We start from the raw sequence: 14,611 nt of genomic DNA, 5'->3' as shown, positions 1-14,611 counted from the left end.
GGCGCTCCCCTGCGCGGCGGGAGCAGGGCGGCGACGCTCAGAGCAGCCCGACCTCGCGCAGCAGCCGGAGGGTCCCCTCGAGGTCACCGATCGAGCTCAGGTCGACCTCGGGCGCGGCCCGCACGGCCTCCTCGTTGCTCGCCAGCGACGGGTGGGGCTCGACGTCGGTCGTGATCGGGTACTCGTGGTTGTCGTTGGTGAAGAACTCCTGCGACTCGTCGGAGAGCAGGAACGCGATGAAGCGGTGCATGAGCTCCTGGTTCTCCGAGCTGGCCAGCACGCCGACGCCGGTGACGTTGGCGAGGTTGCCGATGTCGCCGTCGGCGAAGAAGGTCTGGGCGACCGGGAAGTCGGGCTCCTCGGCCAGCCGCCTCAGCAGGTAGTAGTTGTTCACCAGGCCGAAGTCGACCTCGCCGGAGGCCACGGCGTCGAGCTGAGCGTTGTTGTTCGGGTACGCCTTGGCGCCGTTGGCGATCATGTCGCGCAGCCACTGCTCGGCCGCGTCCTCGCCGTGGGTGGTGCGCAAGGCGGTCACGAACGCCTGGAACGACCCGTTCGACGGCGCCCAGGCCACGCGCCCGCGGTAGCGCGGGTCGGTGAGGTCGAAGACGCTCCGGGGCAGGTCGGCAGGGTCGACGCGCTCCGTGGAGTAGATGAGCGTGCGGTTGCGCGCGCTCACGGGCACCCACAGGTTCCCCGGCACGTGGTGCTTCGCGGGGATGTCGGCGTAGAGCTCGTCGGGGACCGGCGCCAGGTACCCGCCGCTCGCCAGGGAGCCGAGGGCGCCGGCGTCCTGCGCCCAGAAACCGTCGGCCGGGCTGCGCTCGCCCTCCTCGGTGATGAGGACGGCGAGCTCGGCGGTGCTGCCGTAGCGCACGACGACGTCCACGCCCGTCTCCGCTTCGAACCGCTCGATGATCGGGCCGGCGAGCGCCTCGCCCCGACCGACGTAGAGCGTCAGGCTCTGCGCCAGGGAGGTAGCGAGGGCGCTGAGCAAGAGCAGGGCTGCCAGTACCTTGGTCAGCTTCATGGTGGCTCGCTTTCGCGGGGCGGGCGACCCAGAGCTGGCGCGGCGCCCCGAGGAGGGTGTCGAGGGCCAATCCCTAGTAAATCACTATGGATTGACGGCGGCAGGTTACCCGCGCGCCGCGACCAGCGTCAAGCGGGTCGCGGCGGAGGGACGGCGCGTCCGCAGGGGTCGTGGAAGAGGGCCGCCGCGCCTACTCGAGGTCCACGACCGGCACACTACGCCCCGCGGCGCGGCAGGAGGTCCTTCGCGAGCCGGCAGACGACCGTGTACGCGGGGTCGAACATGTTCCCCACCTCGAGGTCGGCGGCCTGGCCGATCAGCACCGACGCCGCCTCGAAGGACAGACCGTGCTCGTGCGTCAGCCAGCGGACCATCTCGGTGATCGCGTGCTGAGCCGCCTGGTCGAGCGGCCTGGCGTTGCCCAGCGTGAACATGTGGGTGGGGTCCTCGCCGCGTGGCCACCTGATGCTCGAGTCCTTCACGAGCCCGAGCTCGATGACGACGTCCATCGAGGTCTCGACGCCGGTGCCCGCCAGCTCGCCGGCGCCCTGCACCGCGTGGCCGTCGCCCACGAACACCAGGGCGCCGGGCACGAACACGGGCAGGTAGACGGTCGTCCCCGCGGCGACGCCGCGGTAGTCCATGTTGCCGCCGTGCTCCCCCGAGGTGGCCGTGGAGATCGCCTGTCCCCCGGCGGGCGCGACGCCGATGCAGCCGAGCATGGGCGCCAGCGGCAGCGTGAGGCCCTCGAGGCCGGGCACCGGCTCCAGCGGCGTGACCGTCCCGGCCGCGACGTCCACGCGCCAGGTGGCGGCGTCGCCGCGGCCCGAGGCCAGGCCGGCGACGTGGTCAGGCTCCAGCGTCACCGGCGCCAGCCCGTGGCTGGCCCAGCCCGTGTCGCGGTTCGGGGTCAGCTCGACGATCCGCACGCCGACGGCGTCGCCCGGCTCGGCGCCGGCGACGCGGATCGGGCCGGTCAGCGGGTTGCCGGGCGCCGCCTCGCTCTCCCCCGTCGCGCCGCGCCCGCGCGCGTCGACGGTGCTCGTGCGCACGAGGTCCCCGGGCGCGACCTCCAGCGCGACGGGGTGCGCGGCGAAAGTGTTGTGGTAGGTGGCGGGCCGGTACTCGTGCGTGGCCATGTCCCCATGATGGCAGCGCCCGGCTCGCCCTCGCCGGTGACGCCGCTGTGCGCGACCTCGCCCGTCAGGCGGGAGACGCGACCGTGCTGGGGAACGTCGGAAGGCGCCGGGAGGAGCCGGCGTCCGCGGGAGGATGAGGGACCGAGAGGGCGGCAGCGCCCCGGGTGGGGGCGGGGCGGGGCGCGAGTGTGCCGCCGGCGTGCTAACTTCGCGGGCTGTAGCTCCACGCCATGCCGACGGACGCCGGTAGCGCCAGCCCCGAGCTCACCCTGACCATCGGTCTGGTCACGCTGGTCGCCGTCGCCTTCGGTCGCCTGCCGGGCATGAGCCTCAGCCGGGCCGTGCTGGCGCTGGTGGGGGCCGTGGCGCTGGTCCTCACCGGAGCGGTCACGCTCGAGCGCGCGTTGGCGCACGTCAACGGCGAGGTCCTCGTCCTGCTCTTCGGGCTGATGGCGGTGAACGCCGCCCTCGCCGAGGCCGGCGCGTTCCGCCTCGTGGCGGGCCTCGTCACGCGCGGCGCGCTGGGTCCGCGGCGGCTCCTCGCCCTGCTCGTCGCCTGCGCCGGCGCTCTCTCGGCGCTGTTCCTCAACGACACGGTCGCGATCATGCTGACGCCGCTCGTCGTGCGGACCGCGCGACGCCTCGGCCTCCCGCCCGTCCCCTACCTCCTCGCCCTGGCCCTCGCCGTGAACGCCGGCAGCGTCGCCACGGTGACCGGCAACCCGCAGAACGTGCTCGTGGCCGTCGCCGCCGACATCGGCTACGGACGCTTCGCCGCGCGTCTGGCGCCAGTCGCGCTCGCGTCGCTCGCCGTCGTGTTCCTCGTCGTGCTGGCCCTTCACCTACGCGAGCTGGCCCCCGCGGGGCGGCCGGAGGACCGCCCGACCGAGGAGCCACCGGCCGTGCGGACCGGGGCGCTGCTGCTGGCGGGAGGCGCGGCCGCCGGCCTGCTCACGGCCTTCGCGCTAGGTGCGAACGTGGCTCTCGCCGCTCTCGCCGCCGGCGCCGCGGCACTGCTCGCGGGCGGTCGGCGGTCGGGAGCGCTGCTGCGCAAGGTCGACTACGGCCTCTTGGTGCTGTTCGCCGCCCTGTTCGTCGTCGTCGGCGCCATGGCCGACACCGGCCTGCCCCAGCGCTGGCTGCTCGCCTGGCTGCCCACGGGCGGCGGGCCGCTGGAGGTCGTGGGCGTGACGGCGTCAGTGACCGCGGCTCTCTCGACCGTCGTGAGCAACGTGCCGGCGGTGCTGATGCTGCTGCCGGCCACGGGCTTCGGCGGGGCGGTCGGGGCGGCCGTGTTCGACGCGGCCCCGTCGGGCGCGGCGCTGTCGGCCGCGGCCGCTGCCGGTACGGGGGTCCCCGGCCCGGCCTGGGCTGGCACGGAGCCGCTGGCCCTGACGCTGGCGCTGGCCAGCACCCTGGCCGGCAACCTCACCTTGGTGGCGTCGGTGGCGAACCTGATCGTCGCCGAGGGCGGCCGGCGCATCGGCGTGGAGCTGGGCTTCTGGACCTACCTGCGTGCGGGCGTGCCCGTCACGCTGCTGTCGCTGGCGCTCGGCGTGGCCTGGCTGGCGTACGGCGGGGGCTGAGGGTCCGAGGGTCCGTATGGGTTCAGGGTCCGTGCGGGCCGAGGGCCAGAGGGCGGCGCCACGAGACCGCGGCCCCTGGGACCGCCGGCGCGTCAGACCCGGTGGGCGGCGTCCTTCCCCACGACCGTCGTCCAGGGGCGCACCTCCCAGCGCTCGACCAGCCCGTTCTTCACGTACGGGTCCGACCTGGCGAAGCGCTCCGCCGCGGCGGGCGAGTCGCCCTGGAAGAGGAGCACGGCCATGTCCGCCGGGTCGGCGAGCGCGCCGGCCAGCACGATCTCGCCGCGCGCCTCCGCCTCCTTGGCGAGGGCCAGGTGCGCCTCGCGGAACTGCGGGCGCCGCTCGAGGTAGTCGTCGACCAGGTGGTAGAAGAGCAGGTAGTGCATCTCCGCCTCCGACTGCAGCGACTCTAGCGCAGAGCGGTACCACGCGACCCCGGCAGCGCCAGGATGGACCCCGACCCAGCTGCCTGGGCCCGGACGCGAACCGAGCCCAGGCGCGCGGGAACGCGACTAGCGCAGCGTCGACGGGGCCGGCACCCCCGTGTCGTACTCGTCGTGCCGACGCCACCACACGTACCTGTCGCCCTGCGGCCAGCCGGGCGGCGAGTCCTCCCAGTCCTCCTGCCTGCCGTAGGGCACGAGGTCGAGGAGGCTGAACGTAGTGCCGACCGCCTCCACGCCGCGCTCGCTGGTCTGGTAGGTGAGGAAGACCCTGTCCCCGTCGCGGAGGAAGACGGAGAGGCGGTGGTGCTCGCTGTCGCCGACGGTGGCCCGGAAGTCCCAGTTGAACGTGGTGTCGTGCGACGAGTACCAGGGGACGTCCCAGCCCATGCGGCGCTTGTACGCCTCGAGCTTGGCCAGCGGGGCGCGCGAGACGAGGGCGAAGGAGACGTCGCGCGCGGCCAGGTGGCGCAGGTCGGCCAGGCCGTCGACGAACCACGAGCAGCCGTCGCAGCCCGCGTCCCAGTCGGGGTGGAACATGAAGTGGTAGACGATGAGCTGGCTGCGGCCGCGGAAGAGCTCGAGCAGCGTGGCGTCGCCCTCGGGCCCGTGCAGGACGTAGTTCCGCTCCACCGCCACCATGGGCAGGCGGCGGCGCTTCGCGGCCAGGGCGTCGCCGCGGCGCATGTGGGCCTTCTCCTCGGCGAGGAGCTCGGCTCTGGCCTCCAGCCACTCCTCCAGCGGGACGACCGGCGGCAACGGGCGTTCATGGACGGCAGCTTCGCTCATGGTCCCTCCTCTGCGCCCCTCGGGTGTGAAAAGTGTATATACACGTTTCTGCCAGGTCAACCCGTCCGCCGGTCTTGCCGTCGTGGCGGGACGATGAAGGGGCGAGACCGTCGGCGGGCGATACTTGACGCCATGAGAAGAGTCGTCCCGGTCCTGTTCGTCCTGTTCGCCTCGCTGGCCGCCAGCGCGCTCGCGCAGCCGCTGGCCGCCGTCGGCTACGTCGACAGCCAGTACCTGCTGTCCCTGCACCCCTCCTACCAGCAGCTCGTCGACAGGCGCGAGATGGCCAACGCCGAGATCAGCCAGGTGGCCGCCACGGTGCAGGAGCTGCAGGCCAAGCAGCAGGCCGGCCAGGCGCTCACGCCCGAGGAGGAGGAGAGGCTGCAGGCGAGCATCGCGACGCTCCAGGCGCTGCAGCAGCGCTACGACCAGGAGCTGCAGGACCTGGCTCAGCCGGCGATAGAGGCCGTGAACGCCGCCATCGCCCAGGTCGCCGCCGATCTCGGCATCGGCGTCGTCTTCGACGCGAACGCGGCGCGGGAGAGCGGCCTCATCGTCTACGCGGCGCCGGGCAACGACATCACGCCGATGGTCGAGGAGGTGCTGCGGGCGGGGTTCTGAGACGACCGCGGCGGCCGACGAGGAGACCCCGCCCGACGAGCGACGCCCGCCGGCGCGCCTGTCGACCCCACCACGCCGCGCGGGGCCGGCGGCGCGCCTGTCAACCCCACCACGCCGCGGGAGCCCGCCGAGCCCTACCATCCACCTCAACCAAGCAGCGGTCGCGGAGGCCGCCGGTCGAGCGTGGTGGGTCATGACACGGGCTCAGACAGGTTCCGGTACCAGCGTCGCGGGTGGCGGGCGCCCTGCAGGCGGGCGCCCGCCGGGACGCGGACCTAGGTGCCGTGCGGCCGGCCAGCTCCCGCGCGTCCTGGTGCCGGCCGTGACCGCCCTGCTCGCGGCCAGCGCCGCGCTCGCCGACGCGCGCACGGCGTTCGAGGCGCGCTGCGGCGCGGTGACGGAGTCCGTTGTGCAGGCGACCACCGGAGAAGACCTGGCCGCGGCATGCGGGGGCTTCCTCAACGGAGCCGAGACGCGGCCCCGCCGCACCGCCGACGTCACCGCCGTGCTCTTCACGACCCGCGTGTGGCCGGAGGCGAGCTTCCAGGCGCTGCTGAGGGCCGACACCTACGCCGCCCCCGGCCACTACGAGCTGACCGTCGGCCAGGTCCGGCTGAGGGCCCACCCCACGGCCGAGGGCGACCGCGTCAGCGCCACCGTGGAGGTCACGAACCTCTCGTCGTGCGTGCTGCTGCTCGACCTGAGGTTCCTCGACGGCGGCAGCTACGTCACCGAGCCGTGGCAGATGCGCGTCCGCTCGCGACGCTCCACGCTGTCGGCCCGGCCGGTGAACGTCCACCTCCCGGACGTGACGCTGCGCACCCCACTGGCCGCCCGCACCGGGACCGACGAGTTCAGCGCCGAGTTCACGGCGCGCTTCGTCGACTGCGGCCGCGGCGGGGGGACGCGGTTCCTCTGAGGCACACCACGTGCACGACCGGCGGGCCGTGCACCCGCGGCCCAGCACGCGGTCGGTGCCCCGCGGCCGCACGGCGCGCTACCCTGCCTGGGTGACGACGCTGAGCGCGGACGAGCCGCGCCGCTTCACCGACGAGCGCTTCTCGGGCCTGACGCCCACCGACCTCGACCTCGCCGGCGCGATCCTCGTGGGCTGCGAGTTCGTCGACTGCGACCTCAGCGAGGCGTCGCTGCGGGGCGCGCAGCTCGCCGACTGCGGGTTCGAGGGCTGCGAGATGCCGATGGTCGACCTCACCGACGCCGTCCTCCAGTCGGTCGAGCTCGAGACCTGCCGCCTCACCGGCGTCACGTTCGGCGCGGTGCGTCGCCTGCCCATCGTGCCGGAGGCGAAGCTGCGCGGCTGCGACCTCAGTTTCGCCGGCTTCTGGAAGCTGGACCTCACGGCGTGGAGCTTCGAGGGTTGCCGCCTCGCCGAGGCCGAGTTCGTGCGCTGCGAGCTGAGGGGAGTGTCGTTCGCCGGCGCCGACCTCACGCGCTGCACCTTCCAGCGCTGCGACCTCACCGAGGCCGACCTGCGCGGCGCCCGCGGCTACGTGATCTCGCCCCTGGACAACGGCCTCCGCGGCATGCGCGTCTCGCTCCCGGAGGCACTGGGGCTGCTGGCGGCGGTCGGGGTGGAGGTGGAGTAGGGGGTCGCGCTCGGCGGCGCGGCGCTCGCTCACCCGCGCGCTCGCCATCCCGCTCGCGAGCAACTGACTTCAAGGGTGTGGCAGCGATGCGGGACCGGGAGCGGACCGGCCGCGCCGCGCACGCGGCCGCCCGCGAGGCGCCGGCCCTCACCACGCGCGCCCTCCACCCGGCCAGCCCGTTGACAGCTTGGGTACACGGGATTACAGTGTCGCCTCATATCGCCATGCGAGAAGCGATCGCCATCCGAGAACGCGCCGACGTACCCGAGGCTCGCGAGGGCGGACCGTACGTGATCTCGTCGGCGCTGCGCACGCTGCAGGTGCTGCGGGCGTTCGCGGAGCCGCCGTACCGGCTGGGCCTGACGGAGGTGATGGCGCGGCTGGGGCTGGAGAGGAACCAGGCCTACCGCTCGCTGAAGACGCTCGAGGCCGCCGGCTTCCTCGCGGCCACCGACGACGCGCGGTTCACGCTGGGCCCCGCCGCGGCCGAGCTCCAGTTCGCCGCCACGCGCAGCGCCGGCGCGTCCCTCACGGAGGTCGCGGCGCCGCTGATGGACCGCCTCAGCGAGGAGACCGGCGAGACCGTCCACCTGTTCATGCGCGCGGGCGACCGCGCCCTCTGCGTCGACAAGCGCGACAGCACCCAGAGCGTGAGGCTCGTGTCCGTGCTGGGACGCTCGTTCCCCCTGCACGCCGGCGCCGTGCCCAAGGCGATGCTGGCGCACCTGCCGGAGCGCGAGCGCGAGGCGGTCCTCGACAGGCTCGGCGAGCTGCCGCGCTACACGGACAAGACCATCGTCGACCGCGGCCGCCTGGAGGCGGTCCTCGCCCGGGTCAGGGCCCAGGGCTACGCGGTCTCCGACGAGGACTTCGACTCGGCCGCCAGGGGGGTCGGCGCCGCCGTCTTCGGGGAGGACGGTGAGGTCGTCGGCGGCATCAGCGTAGGGGGACCGTCGTACAGGGTGGGCGACGAAGCCCTTGCCCGCTTCGCTCGACTCGTTCGCGCCGCCGCCGAGGAGATCAGCAGGCGTCTGGCGCTGGCGGGAAAGCTCTAGGAGGTCTGGCATGAAGGTCCGAGGAACCCCCCACCGCTGGCTGATCGCCCTGCTCCTGTCGGCGACCGCCGCGTTCGGCGCCGCCCAGGAAGCGGACACGTCCGCGGTCCTCAACCTGGCGACGAACGCCGACCCCACTCTGAACCCGTGGGCTCCAGGCGCGGTCATCGAGTCGAACCTGATCAACACGATCCTCTTCGAGCAGCTCACCCGCTACTCGCCCGAGGACCTCACGCCCTCCCCCATGCTGGCCACGAGCTGGCACGCCGAGGACGACGGCCTCGCCTGGGTCTTCGAGCTCCGCGAGGGCGTCGTGTGGTCCGACGGCGACCCGTTCGACGCCGCCGACGTCGAATTCACCTTCAACGACGTCGTGCTGAACCCCGACCTGGGCGCGCAGAGCGCGTCGCAGTTCTCGTCGATCGACCGCGTCGAGGTGATCGACGACCACACCGTGCGCTTCGTCCTCAAGGAGCCCTTCTCGGCTCTGCCCTACTACCTGGCGTCGTTCGCCGGCATCCTCCCCGTGCACGTGCTCGGCGAGGCCGAGAACCCGCTGCAGGTCGCCGAGTTCAACAAGGGCATCCCCGTAACCACGGGGCCGTACAAGGTGGCCGAGTTCGTGCCCGGCTCGTACGTGCGCCTCGTGCCCAACGAGCTCTACTGGGCCGGTCAGCCGAAGCTCGCCGGCATGGTGTTCCGGATCATCCCCGACCTGAACACGCAGGTCGCCGAGGCGATGGCGGGCCAGCTCGACATCGTCACGCGCCTCAGCCCGCAGAACGTCCAGGGCATCGAGTCGACGGGCGCCCTCGAGGTGCTGAGGCAGTCGCAGAACCTCTTCTTCTTCGTCGCGCCGAACTTCGACGACGAGCGGCTCGCCGACCCGCGCGTCCGCCAGGCGATGGTCATGGCCATCGACCGCGAGGCGATGATCCAGGCGATCCTCTCCGGCTACGGCGAGGTCGCCAGCGGGCCCGTCGCCCCCATGCTCGGCGCGCTGTTCAACGGCGACGTCCAGAAGTACCCGTTCGACCCCGAGGCCGCCGCCGCGCTCCTCGACGAGGCCGGCTGGACCCTCGGCCCCGACGGCGTGCGCCAGAAGGACGGCGAGCGCCTCTCGTTCTACATGCCCACGGGGCAGTTCGGCGACCTGGTGCCGGCCACGCTGCTCGTGCAGCAGTACTGGCAGGACGTCGGCATCGAGGTCGACGTCCAGGTCATGGAGTGGAACGCCTACATCCAGGACGTCGTCCTCGGCCGCAACTACGACCTGACGCTGGCCTGGTGGAGCATGCCGCCCACCGCCGACGTCGCGCCCTACTTCGCCTGCTCGGCGGCGCACACGGGCAACAACATCCCCAACTACTGCAACGAGGACCTCGACGCGATCATGGACGAGGGCCGCGCCGCCCTCACCCTCGAGCAGCAGATCGACGCCTACGCGCGCATGCAGGAGCTGCTGGCCGAGGAGCTGCCCTACCTCTACCTGTGGTGGCCGGACATCCTCACGGCGAAGAGCGTGCGCCTGCAGGGCTTCCCCGAGATCAACGCCAACGCGGCGTTCCAGTGGTCGTTCGACTGGTACGTGGCGGCGCAGTAGCAGCCCGGCGGCCTGCCTCCCGGCGAGGGTCGGGAGGCAGGCCCAACCCATGAGGCCTCGGGCGGAGGGGATCAAGGAGGTCGCCACCCGCACATGACGCAGTACCTGGTGAGGCGGCTGGCACAGGGTCTCGTCGTCCTGTTCCTCGTCTCGCTGCTGACCTTCTTCCTCATCAACCTCGCCCCCGGCGGGCCGTCCTCGCTCCTCGACATGTCGACGACGGTCGCCGAGCGCAACGCGCGCTACGCCCTCTACGGGCTCGACAAGCCGGTGCACGTGCGCTACGTGAACTGGCTGGCGGGAGCCGTCCAGGGCGACCTCGGCACCTCGATAAACCAGGGCCTGCCGGTGAGCAGCCTGCTCCTGCAGCGTCTCGGCGCCACCGTGCTCCTCGCCACGAGCGCCCTGGTCCTCGCCGCCGTCTTCGGGGTCCTCCTCGGCATCGTCGCGGCGGTGAACCAGAACCGCTGGCCCGACCACGTGGTGGGCACGGTGGCGACGCTCGGCATGTCGGTCCCGACGTTCTGGCTCGGCATCATCGCGATCATCGTCTTCGCGGTGCAGCTGAGATGGCTGCCGGCGTCCGGCATCGTCTCGATAGGCCGCAGCGCCGACCTCGTGGACCGGCTGAGGCACCTGGTACTGCCCGCCACCGTGCTGGCGTTCGGGCTCATGCCCAACGTCATCCGCGTGGCGCGCTCCGCCGTGCTGGAGACGAAGACGACCGACTACGTGCGCACCGCCCGCTCGAAGGGCCTGCCCGACGGCCAGGTGATGCGCAAGCACATGCTGCGCAACGCGCTCGTGCCCATCACGGCGATGCTCGGCCTCATCACCACGGTGCTCTTCTCCGGCTCCGTGGTGATCGAGAGCGTCTTCGGCTACGCCGGCATCGGCCGCCTGGCGATCGAGGCGGCGAACGGCCGCGACTACCCGGTGATCCTCGGCGTGACGATGCTGGCCGGGCTCGTCGTCGTGGTCGTGAACCTCGTCGTGGACACGCTCTACGCGGTCATCGACCCGCGGATCCGCCATGTGTGAGGGTAGGTCCGCCACGCCCGACGCGAGGCCACGCCATGTCTGAGGTCATCCTGACCGCCGGCACCGCGGCGCCGGTGCCGCGGCGCAGCCGCTTCCTGGCGCGGGTGCAGCGCCAGCCGCTCGGCATCGCCGCGTTCGCGGTCCTCGTCCTGCTCGTGCTGCTCGTCGTGTTCGGTCCGGCGTTCCTGGCTCACTCTCCCACGCGCACGAACCCGCTCGAGACGCTGAGGCCGCCGTCCGCCGAGCACTGGCTCGGCACCGACGAGCTGGGCCGCGACGTCTTCGCCCGCATCGTCCACGGCGGGCGCGTCTCGCTCTCCGTGGGGCTGTTCTCGATGCTCGTCGGCCTGGCGATCGGCGTGGCCGTGGGCGGCAGCGCCGGCTACTTCGGCGGACGCACCGAGAGCGTGCTCATGCGCGTCGTCGACACGTTCATGGCCATCCCGTCGTTCTTCCTGATCCTCGTGATCGTCACGAGCTTCGGGAACCACCCGGCGATGATCGTCTTCACCGTGGGCCTGGGGTTCTGGGCGCAGATGGCCAGGAGCGTCCACGCCGAGTTCAAGCGCTTCAAGACGGCCGAGTTCGTGGAGGCCTCGCGGGCGCTGGGCAGCCGCCACCTCAGGCTGATGGGCAGGCACATCCTCCCGCAGGTGCTGCCGCAGGCGATCGTCCTCGCGACGCTGGGCGTCGGCTGGTCGATCCTCACCGAGGCGGGCCTCTCCTACCTCGGGTTGGGGATCCAGCCGCCCCTCGCCTCGTGGGGGAACATGCTCCAGAACGCGCAGGCCTACCTCTTCCGCGCCCCCATCCTCGCCGTCTGGCCCGGGCTGTTCATCGCCATCACCGTGCTCGCCTTCAACGTGCTGGGCAACGCCCTGCGCGACGTGCTCGACCCCCGGGGGTGAGCGCCCCCGCTCGCTAGCCGGCCCCGCCGGCCCGCCCTCGCCCCCAGCGGCCCCGCCGACGCAGCGGTCGGCGAGCGCCGCGGAACGGAGAGAGATGCAAGCCAAGAAGTACGACGGCTACCGCTCCTACCAGTACCTCGACGACGAGGACCTACCGCAGGTCGAGCTCGTCGAGCAGATCGGCCGCGTGTCGAGCAGGGCGCCGGAGACCACGCCCGAGCAGGAGGAGCGCGTCAAGCGGCTCTTCGCGGAGAACCTCGTGATCTCGCTGCACGACCACGCCTTCGTCGCGCCCAAGGACCTCTCGAGCTTCCTCGAGTTCCGCCGCTACGGGCGCGAGTACACGGCCTACGAGGGCCTGGCGGCGAGCGGCCTCGACTGCGTCTTCGACGCCATGATGGACGGCACCGCCATGATCACCTCCCGCGCCGGCTGGAAGTGGGAGGACGTGGTCTTCGACATCGGCATGCGCCTGTCCGACATCGCCCACCAGGACATGGTGCGGCTGGCGCTGACGACCCAGGACATCCGCGACGCCAAGCGCGACGGTCGGATCGCCTTCGTCGTGTCGATCGAGGGCGCGGCGATGATCGAGAACGAGCTCGACCGCATCGACGTCCTCTACGGCTTCGGCGTGCGCAGCCTGGGCGTCTGCTACAGCGAGGGCAACGCGCTCGGCGCCGGCCTCAAGGAGCCGCAGCACTACGGGCTCACCGACTTCGGTCGCCGCGCCGTGACGCGCATGAACAAGCTGGGGATCGCGATCGACATCTCGCACGCCAACGACCAGACGTCCCTCGACACGATCGCCCAGTCGAAGCACCCGGTATTCATCACGCACGCCGGGGCCCGCGCGCTGTGGGACACGCCGCGGCTGAAGCCCGACGAGGTCATCAAGGCCTGCGCCGAGAAGGGCGGCGTCATCGGCATCGAGGCCGCCCCTCACACTACGATCACGCGCAACAACCTGCGCCACTCGCTCGACTCGTTCATGGAGCACTTCGAGTACTGCGTCGACCTGGTCGGCATCGACCACGTCGCGTTCGGTCCCGACACGCTCTTCGGCGACCACGTGGGGCTGCACCAGGCTCTGCGCGAGGCCCTGTCGCTGAAGGCCTCGAAGGGCAAGGAGCCGTACCCGACCGTCGAGTACGTCGACGGCATCGAGAACCCCGCCGAGGCGTTCCCGAACATCGTCCGCTGGCTGGTGAAGCGCGGCTACTCGGACGACGAGATCGCCAAGGTGATAGGCGTCAACATCATGCGCGTGCTGGACGAGGTGTGGGCGCGCTGAGCCGCGGGACGGGCCGGCGGGGCGGTCGCGACCCGTCCGGCCCCGCCGACGCCGAGGTGCCCGTTCGGCCCTCCGGCGCGGCGCAGCTCCGCGGCCCCACGCGCCGCCTGAGCGGCCTGCGCGTGGGCGTCTACGGCAGCGCCGGGGCGCCGTGGCACCACCTCGCCCTGCTGGCGCTGCACGGCGCCGACGTCTCGGTCGCCCGCGCCGAGGACGTGGCGTCCGGCCGGCTCGAGGACCGCGACGTCCTCGTCTTCCCCGGCGGCGGCGCGCTCGCCATGGCCGGGCTCATCGCTCCCCTCGGCGAGGACGGCGCCCGGGCCGTCCGCTCCTGGGTGGAGCGCGGCGGCACCTACGTCGGCTCCTGCGCCGGCTCGGTCCTGCCCGTCGCCCTCACCGGCGCCGCCGACGCGGCCGTGCCGGCGGCCCGCTGCCTCCGCCTCGTCGACGTCCCCCTCGCGAACGCCGGCGACGCGACGCTCGGCGGCCTGGCCTCGCCCGGCGTGGGGCGGATCGTCGTCCGCCTCGACCCCGACCACCCGTTCGCCGCGGGCCTGCCGGAGCGGGTCGAGCTCGTGCACTACAACGGCCCGCTCTTCGACGTCGCGCGCGCCGGTGCCGGCGTGACGCCGTTCGCCTGGCCCGAGGCGGCCACGGAGCGCTTCACGCCGGCCGAGCGCTTCCTCGAGACGCCGACCGAGCCGTTCGTGGGCGCCACGACGCTCGAGCGCTGCGTCGAACTCGGCGCGGGCACCGGCGTGACGGCCGACCTCGGCCGCGGACGCACCGTCCTCTTCGGCTCGCACCCCGAGTTCGGCCTGGGGCCCCTCGGCCTGGGCTGGGGCGCCGGCGCCGAGCTGCTCGTGCGGGCGCTGGAGGCGGGCGTCCGAGCCGCGACCTCCGGCCCCGCAGAAGACCGCTCTGCCGCCACCTGGTCGGTCGCGCGCGAGGTGCCGGGCGCCGCACCTCGCGAGCTGGCCGCCTCCGCGGCCGCCGACCTCCGCCGCGCCGCCAGCCGCTTCGCCACCCTCGCGCGGGCCGACGCGGGGGGCTGGCTGGAACCAGGCTACGCGGCCTCGTTCCACGGCGTGCCCGCCAGGAAGGCATGGGCCGAGGAGCTCTCGGCAGCGGCCGAGGCCAGCGCGGCCGCCGCCGAGGACCTCGACGCCCTGGCGCAGGAGCTCGGCCCGGCGGACGCGCCCTGGCTCGACGACGCGCCGCGCCCGGGCCAGGACTTCGGCGCGATGGGCCTGCGCCAGGTGCTGGCGAAGCTGCACGTACAGCTCGACGAGGCCGAGCGCCTCCTGGCGGCCCCGCCGCGGCGTCCGGCGCACGCCTACGACCTCTTCGACGCTCACCCCTTCCACCTGGCGATGGGCAGCTACCTCAGCGCCGCCGGCATGGCCGCCGCGGCGCTCCTCACCGTCACCGTCCTGCACGCCCTCAGGGGCGACGCCGGCCCACGCGGCCGCGGGCTCCTGTGGGCGTGAAGCAT

14 protein-coding genes are annotated in these 14,611 nt (G+C 72.9%); 10 read left to right on the top strand and 4 right to left on the bottom strand.

All coding sequences use genetic code 11. The features are described from left to right. Positions 1-37: 37 nt before the first annotated feature. On the bottom strand, positions 38-1,030 hold the full coding sequence (locus tag VF202_06535; protein ID HEX7039748.1) for an iron ABC transporter substrate-binding protein: 993 nt from the start codon (positions 1,028-1,030) through the stop codon (positions 38-40). Between the two features lie 215 nt (positions 1,031-1,245). Continuing rightward, the gene (locus VF202_06530; protein ID HEX7039747.1) at positions 1,246-2,169 is read right to left on the bottom strand and encodes an acetamidase/formamidase family protein; all 924 of its coding nucleotides are present in this window, start codon (positions 2,167-2,169) and stop codon (positions 1,246-1,248) included. A 230-nt stretch (positions 2,170-2,399) separates the two neighbouring features. Here VF202_06530 and VF202_06525 point away from each other — a divergent pair, with 230 nt between their 5' ends. Next, positions 2,400-3,755, top strand: coding sequence for an SLC13 family permease (locus VF202_06525; GenBank protein HEX7039746.1), 1,356 nt, complete (start codon positions 2,400-2,402; stop codon positions 3,753-3,755). A 92-nt stretch (positions 3,756-3,847) separates the two neighbouring features. On the opposite strand, the gene VF202_06520 is transcribed toward VF202_06525, so the two are convergent. Continuing rightward, positions 3,848-4,141: a YciI-like protein gene (locus tag VF202_06520; GenBank protein ID HEX7039745.1), complete on the bottom strand. Its 294-nt coding sequence runs from the start codon at positions 4,139-4,141 to the stop codon at positions 3,848-3,850. A gap of 126 nt (positions 4,142-4,267) precedes the next feature. Continuing rightward, positions 4,268-4,987 (bottom strand): DUF899 domain-containing protein, encoded by a 720-nt coding sequence (locus tag VF202_06515; GenBank protein ID HEX7039744.1) that lies wholly within the window; start codon positions 4,985-4,987, stop codon positions 4,268-4,270. Between the two features lie 132 nt (positions 4,988-5,119). On the opposite strand from VF202_06515, the gene VF202_06510 reads away from it, so the two are divergent. The 9 genes from VF202_06510 to VF202_06470 all read left to right on the top strand — a co-directional run bounded on the left by VF202_06510 (position 5,120) and on the right by VF202_06470 (position 14,606). Next, positions 5,120-5,608, top strand: coding sequence for an OmpH family outer membrane protein (locus VF202_06510; protein ID HEX7039743.1), 489 nt, complete (start codon positions 5,120-5,122; stop codon positions 5,606-5,608). Positions 5,609-5,930: 322 nt separating this feature from the next. Beyond that, positions 5,931-6,527 (top strand): hypothetical protein, encoded by a 597-nt coding sequence (locus tag VF202_06505; protein HEX7039742.1) that lies wholly within the window; start codon positions 5,931-5,933, stop codon positions 6,525-6,527. Between the two features lie 91 nt (positions 6,528-6,618). Then, positions 6,619-7,215: a pentapeptide repeat-containing protein gene (locus VF202_06500; GenBank protein ID HEX7039741.1), complete on the top strand. Its 597-nt coding sequence runs from the start codon at positions 6,619-6,621 to the stop codon at positions 7,213-7,215. A 224-nt stretch (positions 7,216-7,439) separates the two neighbouring features. Then, the gene (locus VF202_06495) at positions 7,440-8,270 is read left to right on the top strand and encodes an IclR family transcriptional regulator (protein ID HEX7039740.1); all 831 of its coding nucleotides are present in this window, start codon (positions 7,440-7,442) and stop codon (positions 8,268-8,270) included. A 10-nt stretch (positions 8,271-8,280) separates the two neighbouring features. Next, a complete protein-coding gene (locus VF202_06490) occupies positions 8,281-9,873 on the top strand; it encodes an ABC transporter substrate-binding protein (protein HEX7039739.1) in 1,593 nt (530 codons plus the stop codon). Positions 9,874-9,966: 93 nt separating this feature from the next. Beyond that, positions 9,967-10,914 carry an ABC transporter permease gene (locus VF202_06485; protein ID HEX7039738.1) on the top strand — a complete coding sequence of 316 codons (948 nt, stop codon included), beginning with the start codon at positions 9,967-9,969 and terminating at the stop codon, positions 10,912-10,914. Positions 10,915-10,949: 35 nt separating this feature from the next. Further along, positions 10,950-11,822 carry an ABC transporter permease gene (locus tag VF202_06480; GenBank protein HEX7039737.1) on the top strand — a complete coding sequence of 291 codons (873 nt, stop codon included), beginning with the start codon at positions 10,950-10,952 and terminating at the stop codon, positions 11,820-11,822. A 94-nt stretch (positions 11,823-11,916) separates the two neighbouring features. Next, positions 11,917-13,116, top strand: coding sequence for a membrane dipeptidase (locus VF202_06475; protein ID HEX7039736.1), 1,200 nt, complete (start codon positions 11,917-11,919; stop codon positions 13,114-13,116). Positions 13,117-13,172: 56 nt separating this feature from the next. Then, on the top strand, positions 13,173-14,606 hold the full coding sequence (locus VF202_06470; GenBank protein HEX7039735.1) for a BPL-N domain-containing protein: 1,434 nt from the start codon (positions 13,173-13,175) through the stop codon (positions 14,604-14,606). Positions 14,607-14,611: the final 5 nt, after the last annotated feature.

Source organism: Trueperaceae bacterium, from assembly GCA_036381035.1.
Lineage (GTDB): Bacteria > Deinococcota > Deinococci > Deinococcales > Trueperaceae > DASRWD01.
Note: the sequence above shows the minus strand (reverse complement) of the source record. Positions and strands in the feature narration are given on the sequence as shown.

What these genes read in the sequence shown, in the direction of transcription:
- VF202_06480 (HEX7039737.1), top strand. Translation starts at nt 10,950, where the DNA reads ATGTCTGAGGTCATCCTGACCGCCGGCACCGCGGCGCCGGTGCCGCGG.
- VF202_06475 (HEX7039736.1), top strand. Translation starts at nt 11,917, where the DNA reads ATGCAAGCCAAGAAGTACGACGGCTACCGCTCCTACCAGTACCTCGAC.
- VF202_06485 (HEX7039738.1), top strand. Translation starts at nt 9,967, where the DNA reads ATGACGCAGTACCTGGTGAGGCGGCTGGCACAGGGTCTCGTCGTCCTG.
- VF202_06510 (HEX7039743.1), top strand. Translation starts at nt 5,120, where the DNA reads ATGAGAAGAGTCGTCCCGGTCCTGTTCGTCCTGTTCGCCTCGCTGGCC.
- VF202_06525 (HEX7039746.1), top strand. Translation starts at nt 2,400, where the DNA reads ATGCCGACGGACGCCGGTAGCGCCAGCCCCGAGCTCACCCTGACCATC.
- VF202_06520 (HEX7039745.1), bottom strand. Translation starts at nt 4,141, where the DNA reads ATGCACTACCTGCTCTTCTACCACCTGGTCGACGACTACCTCGAGCGG.
- VF202_06495 (HEX7039740.1), top strand. Translation starts at nt 7,440, where the DNA reads ATGCGAGAAGCGATCGCCATCCGAGAACGCGCCGACGTACCCGAGGCT.
- VF202_06530 (HEX7039747.1), bottom strand. Translation starts at nt 2,169, where the DNA reads ATGGCCACGCACGAGTACCGGCCCGCCACCTACCACAACACTTTCGCC.
- VF202_06490 (HEX7039739.1), top strand. Translation starts at nt 8,281, where the DNA reads ATGAAGGTCCGAGGAACCCCCCACCGCTGGCTGATCGCCCTGCTCCTG.
- VF202_06535 (HEX7039748.1), bottom strand. Translation starts at nt 1,030, where the DNA reads ATGAAGCTGACCAAGGTACTGGCAGCCCTGCTCTTGCTCAGCGCCCTC.
- VF202_06515 (HEX7039744.1), bottom strand. Translation starts at nt 4,987, where the DNA reads ATGAGCGAAGCTGCCGTCCATGAACGCCCGTTGCCGCCGGTCGTCCCG.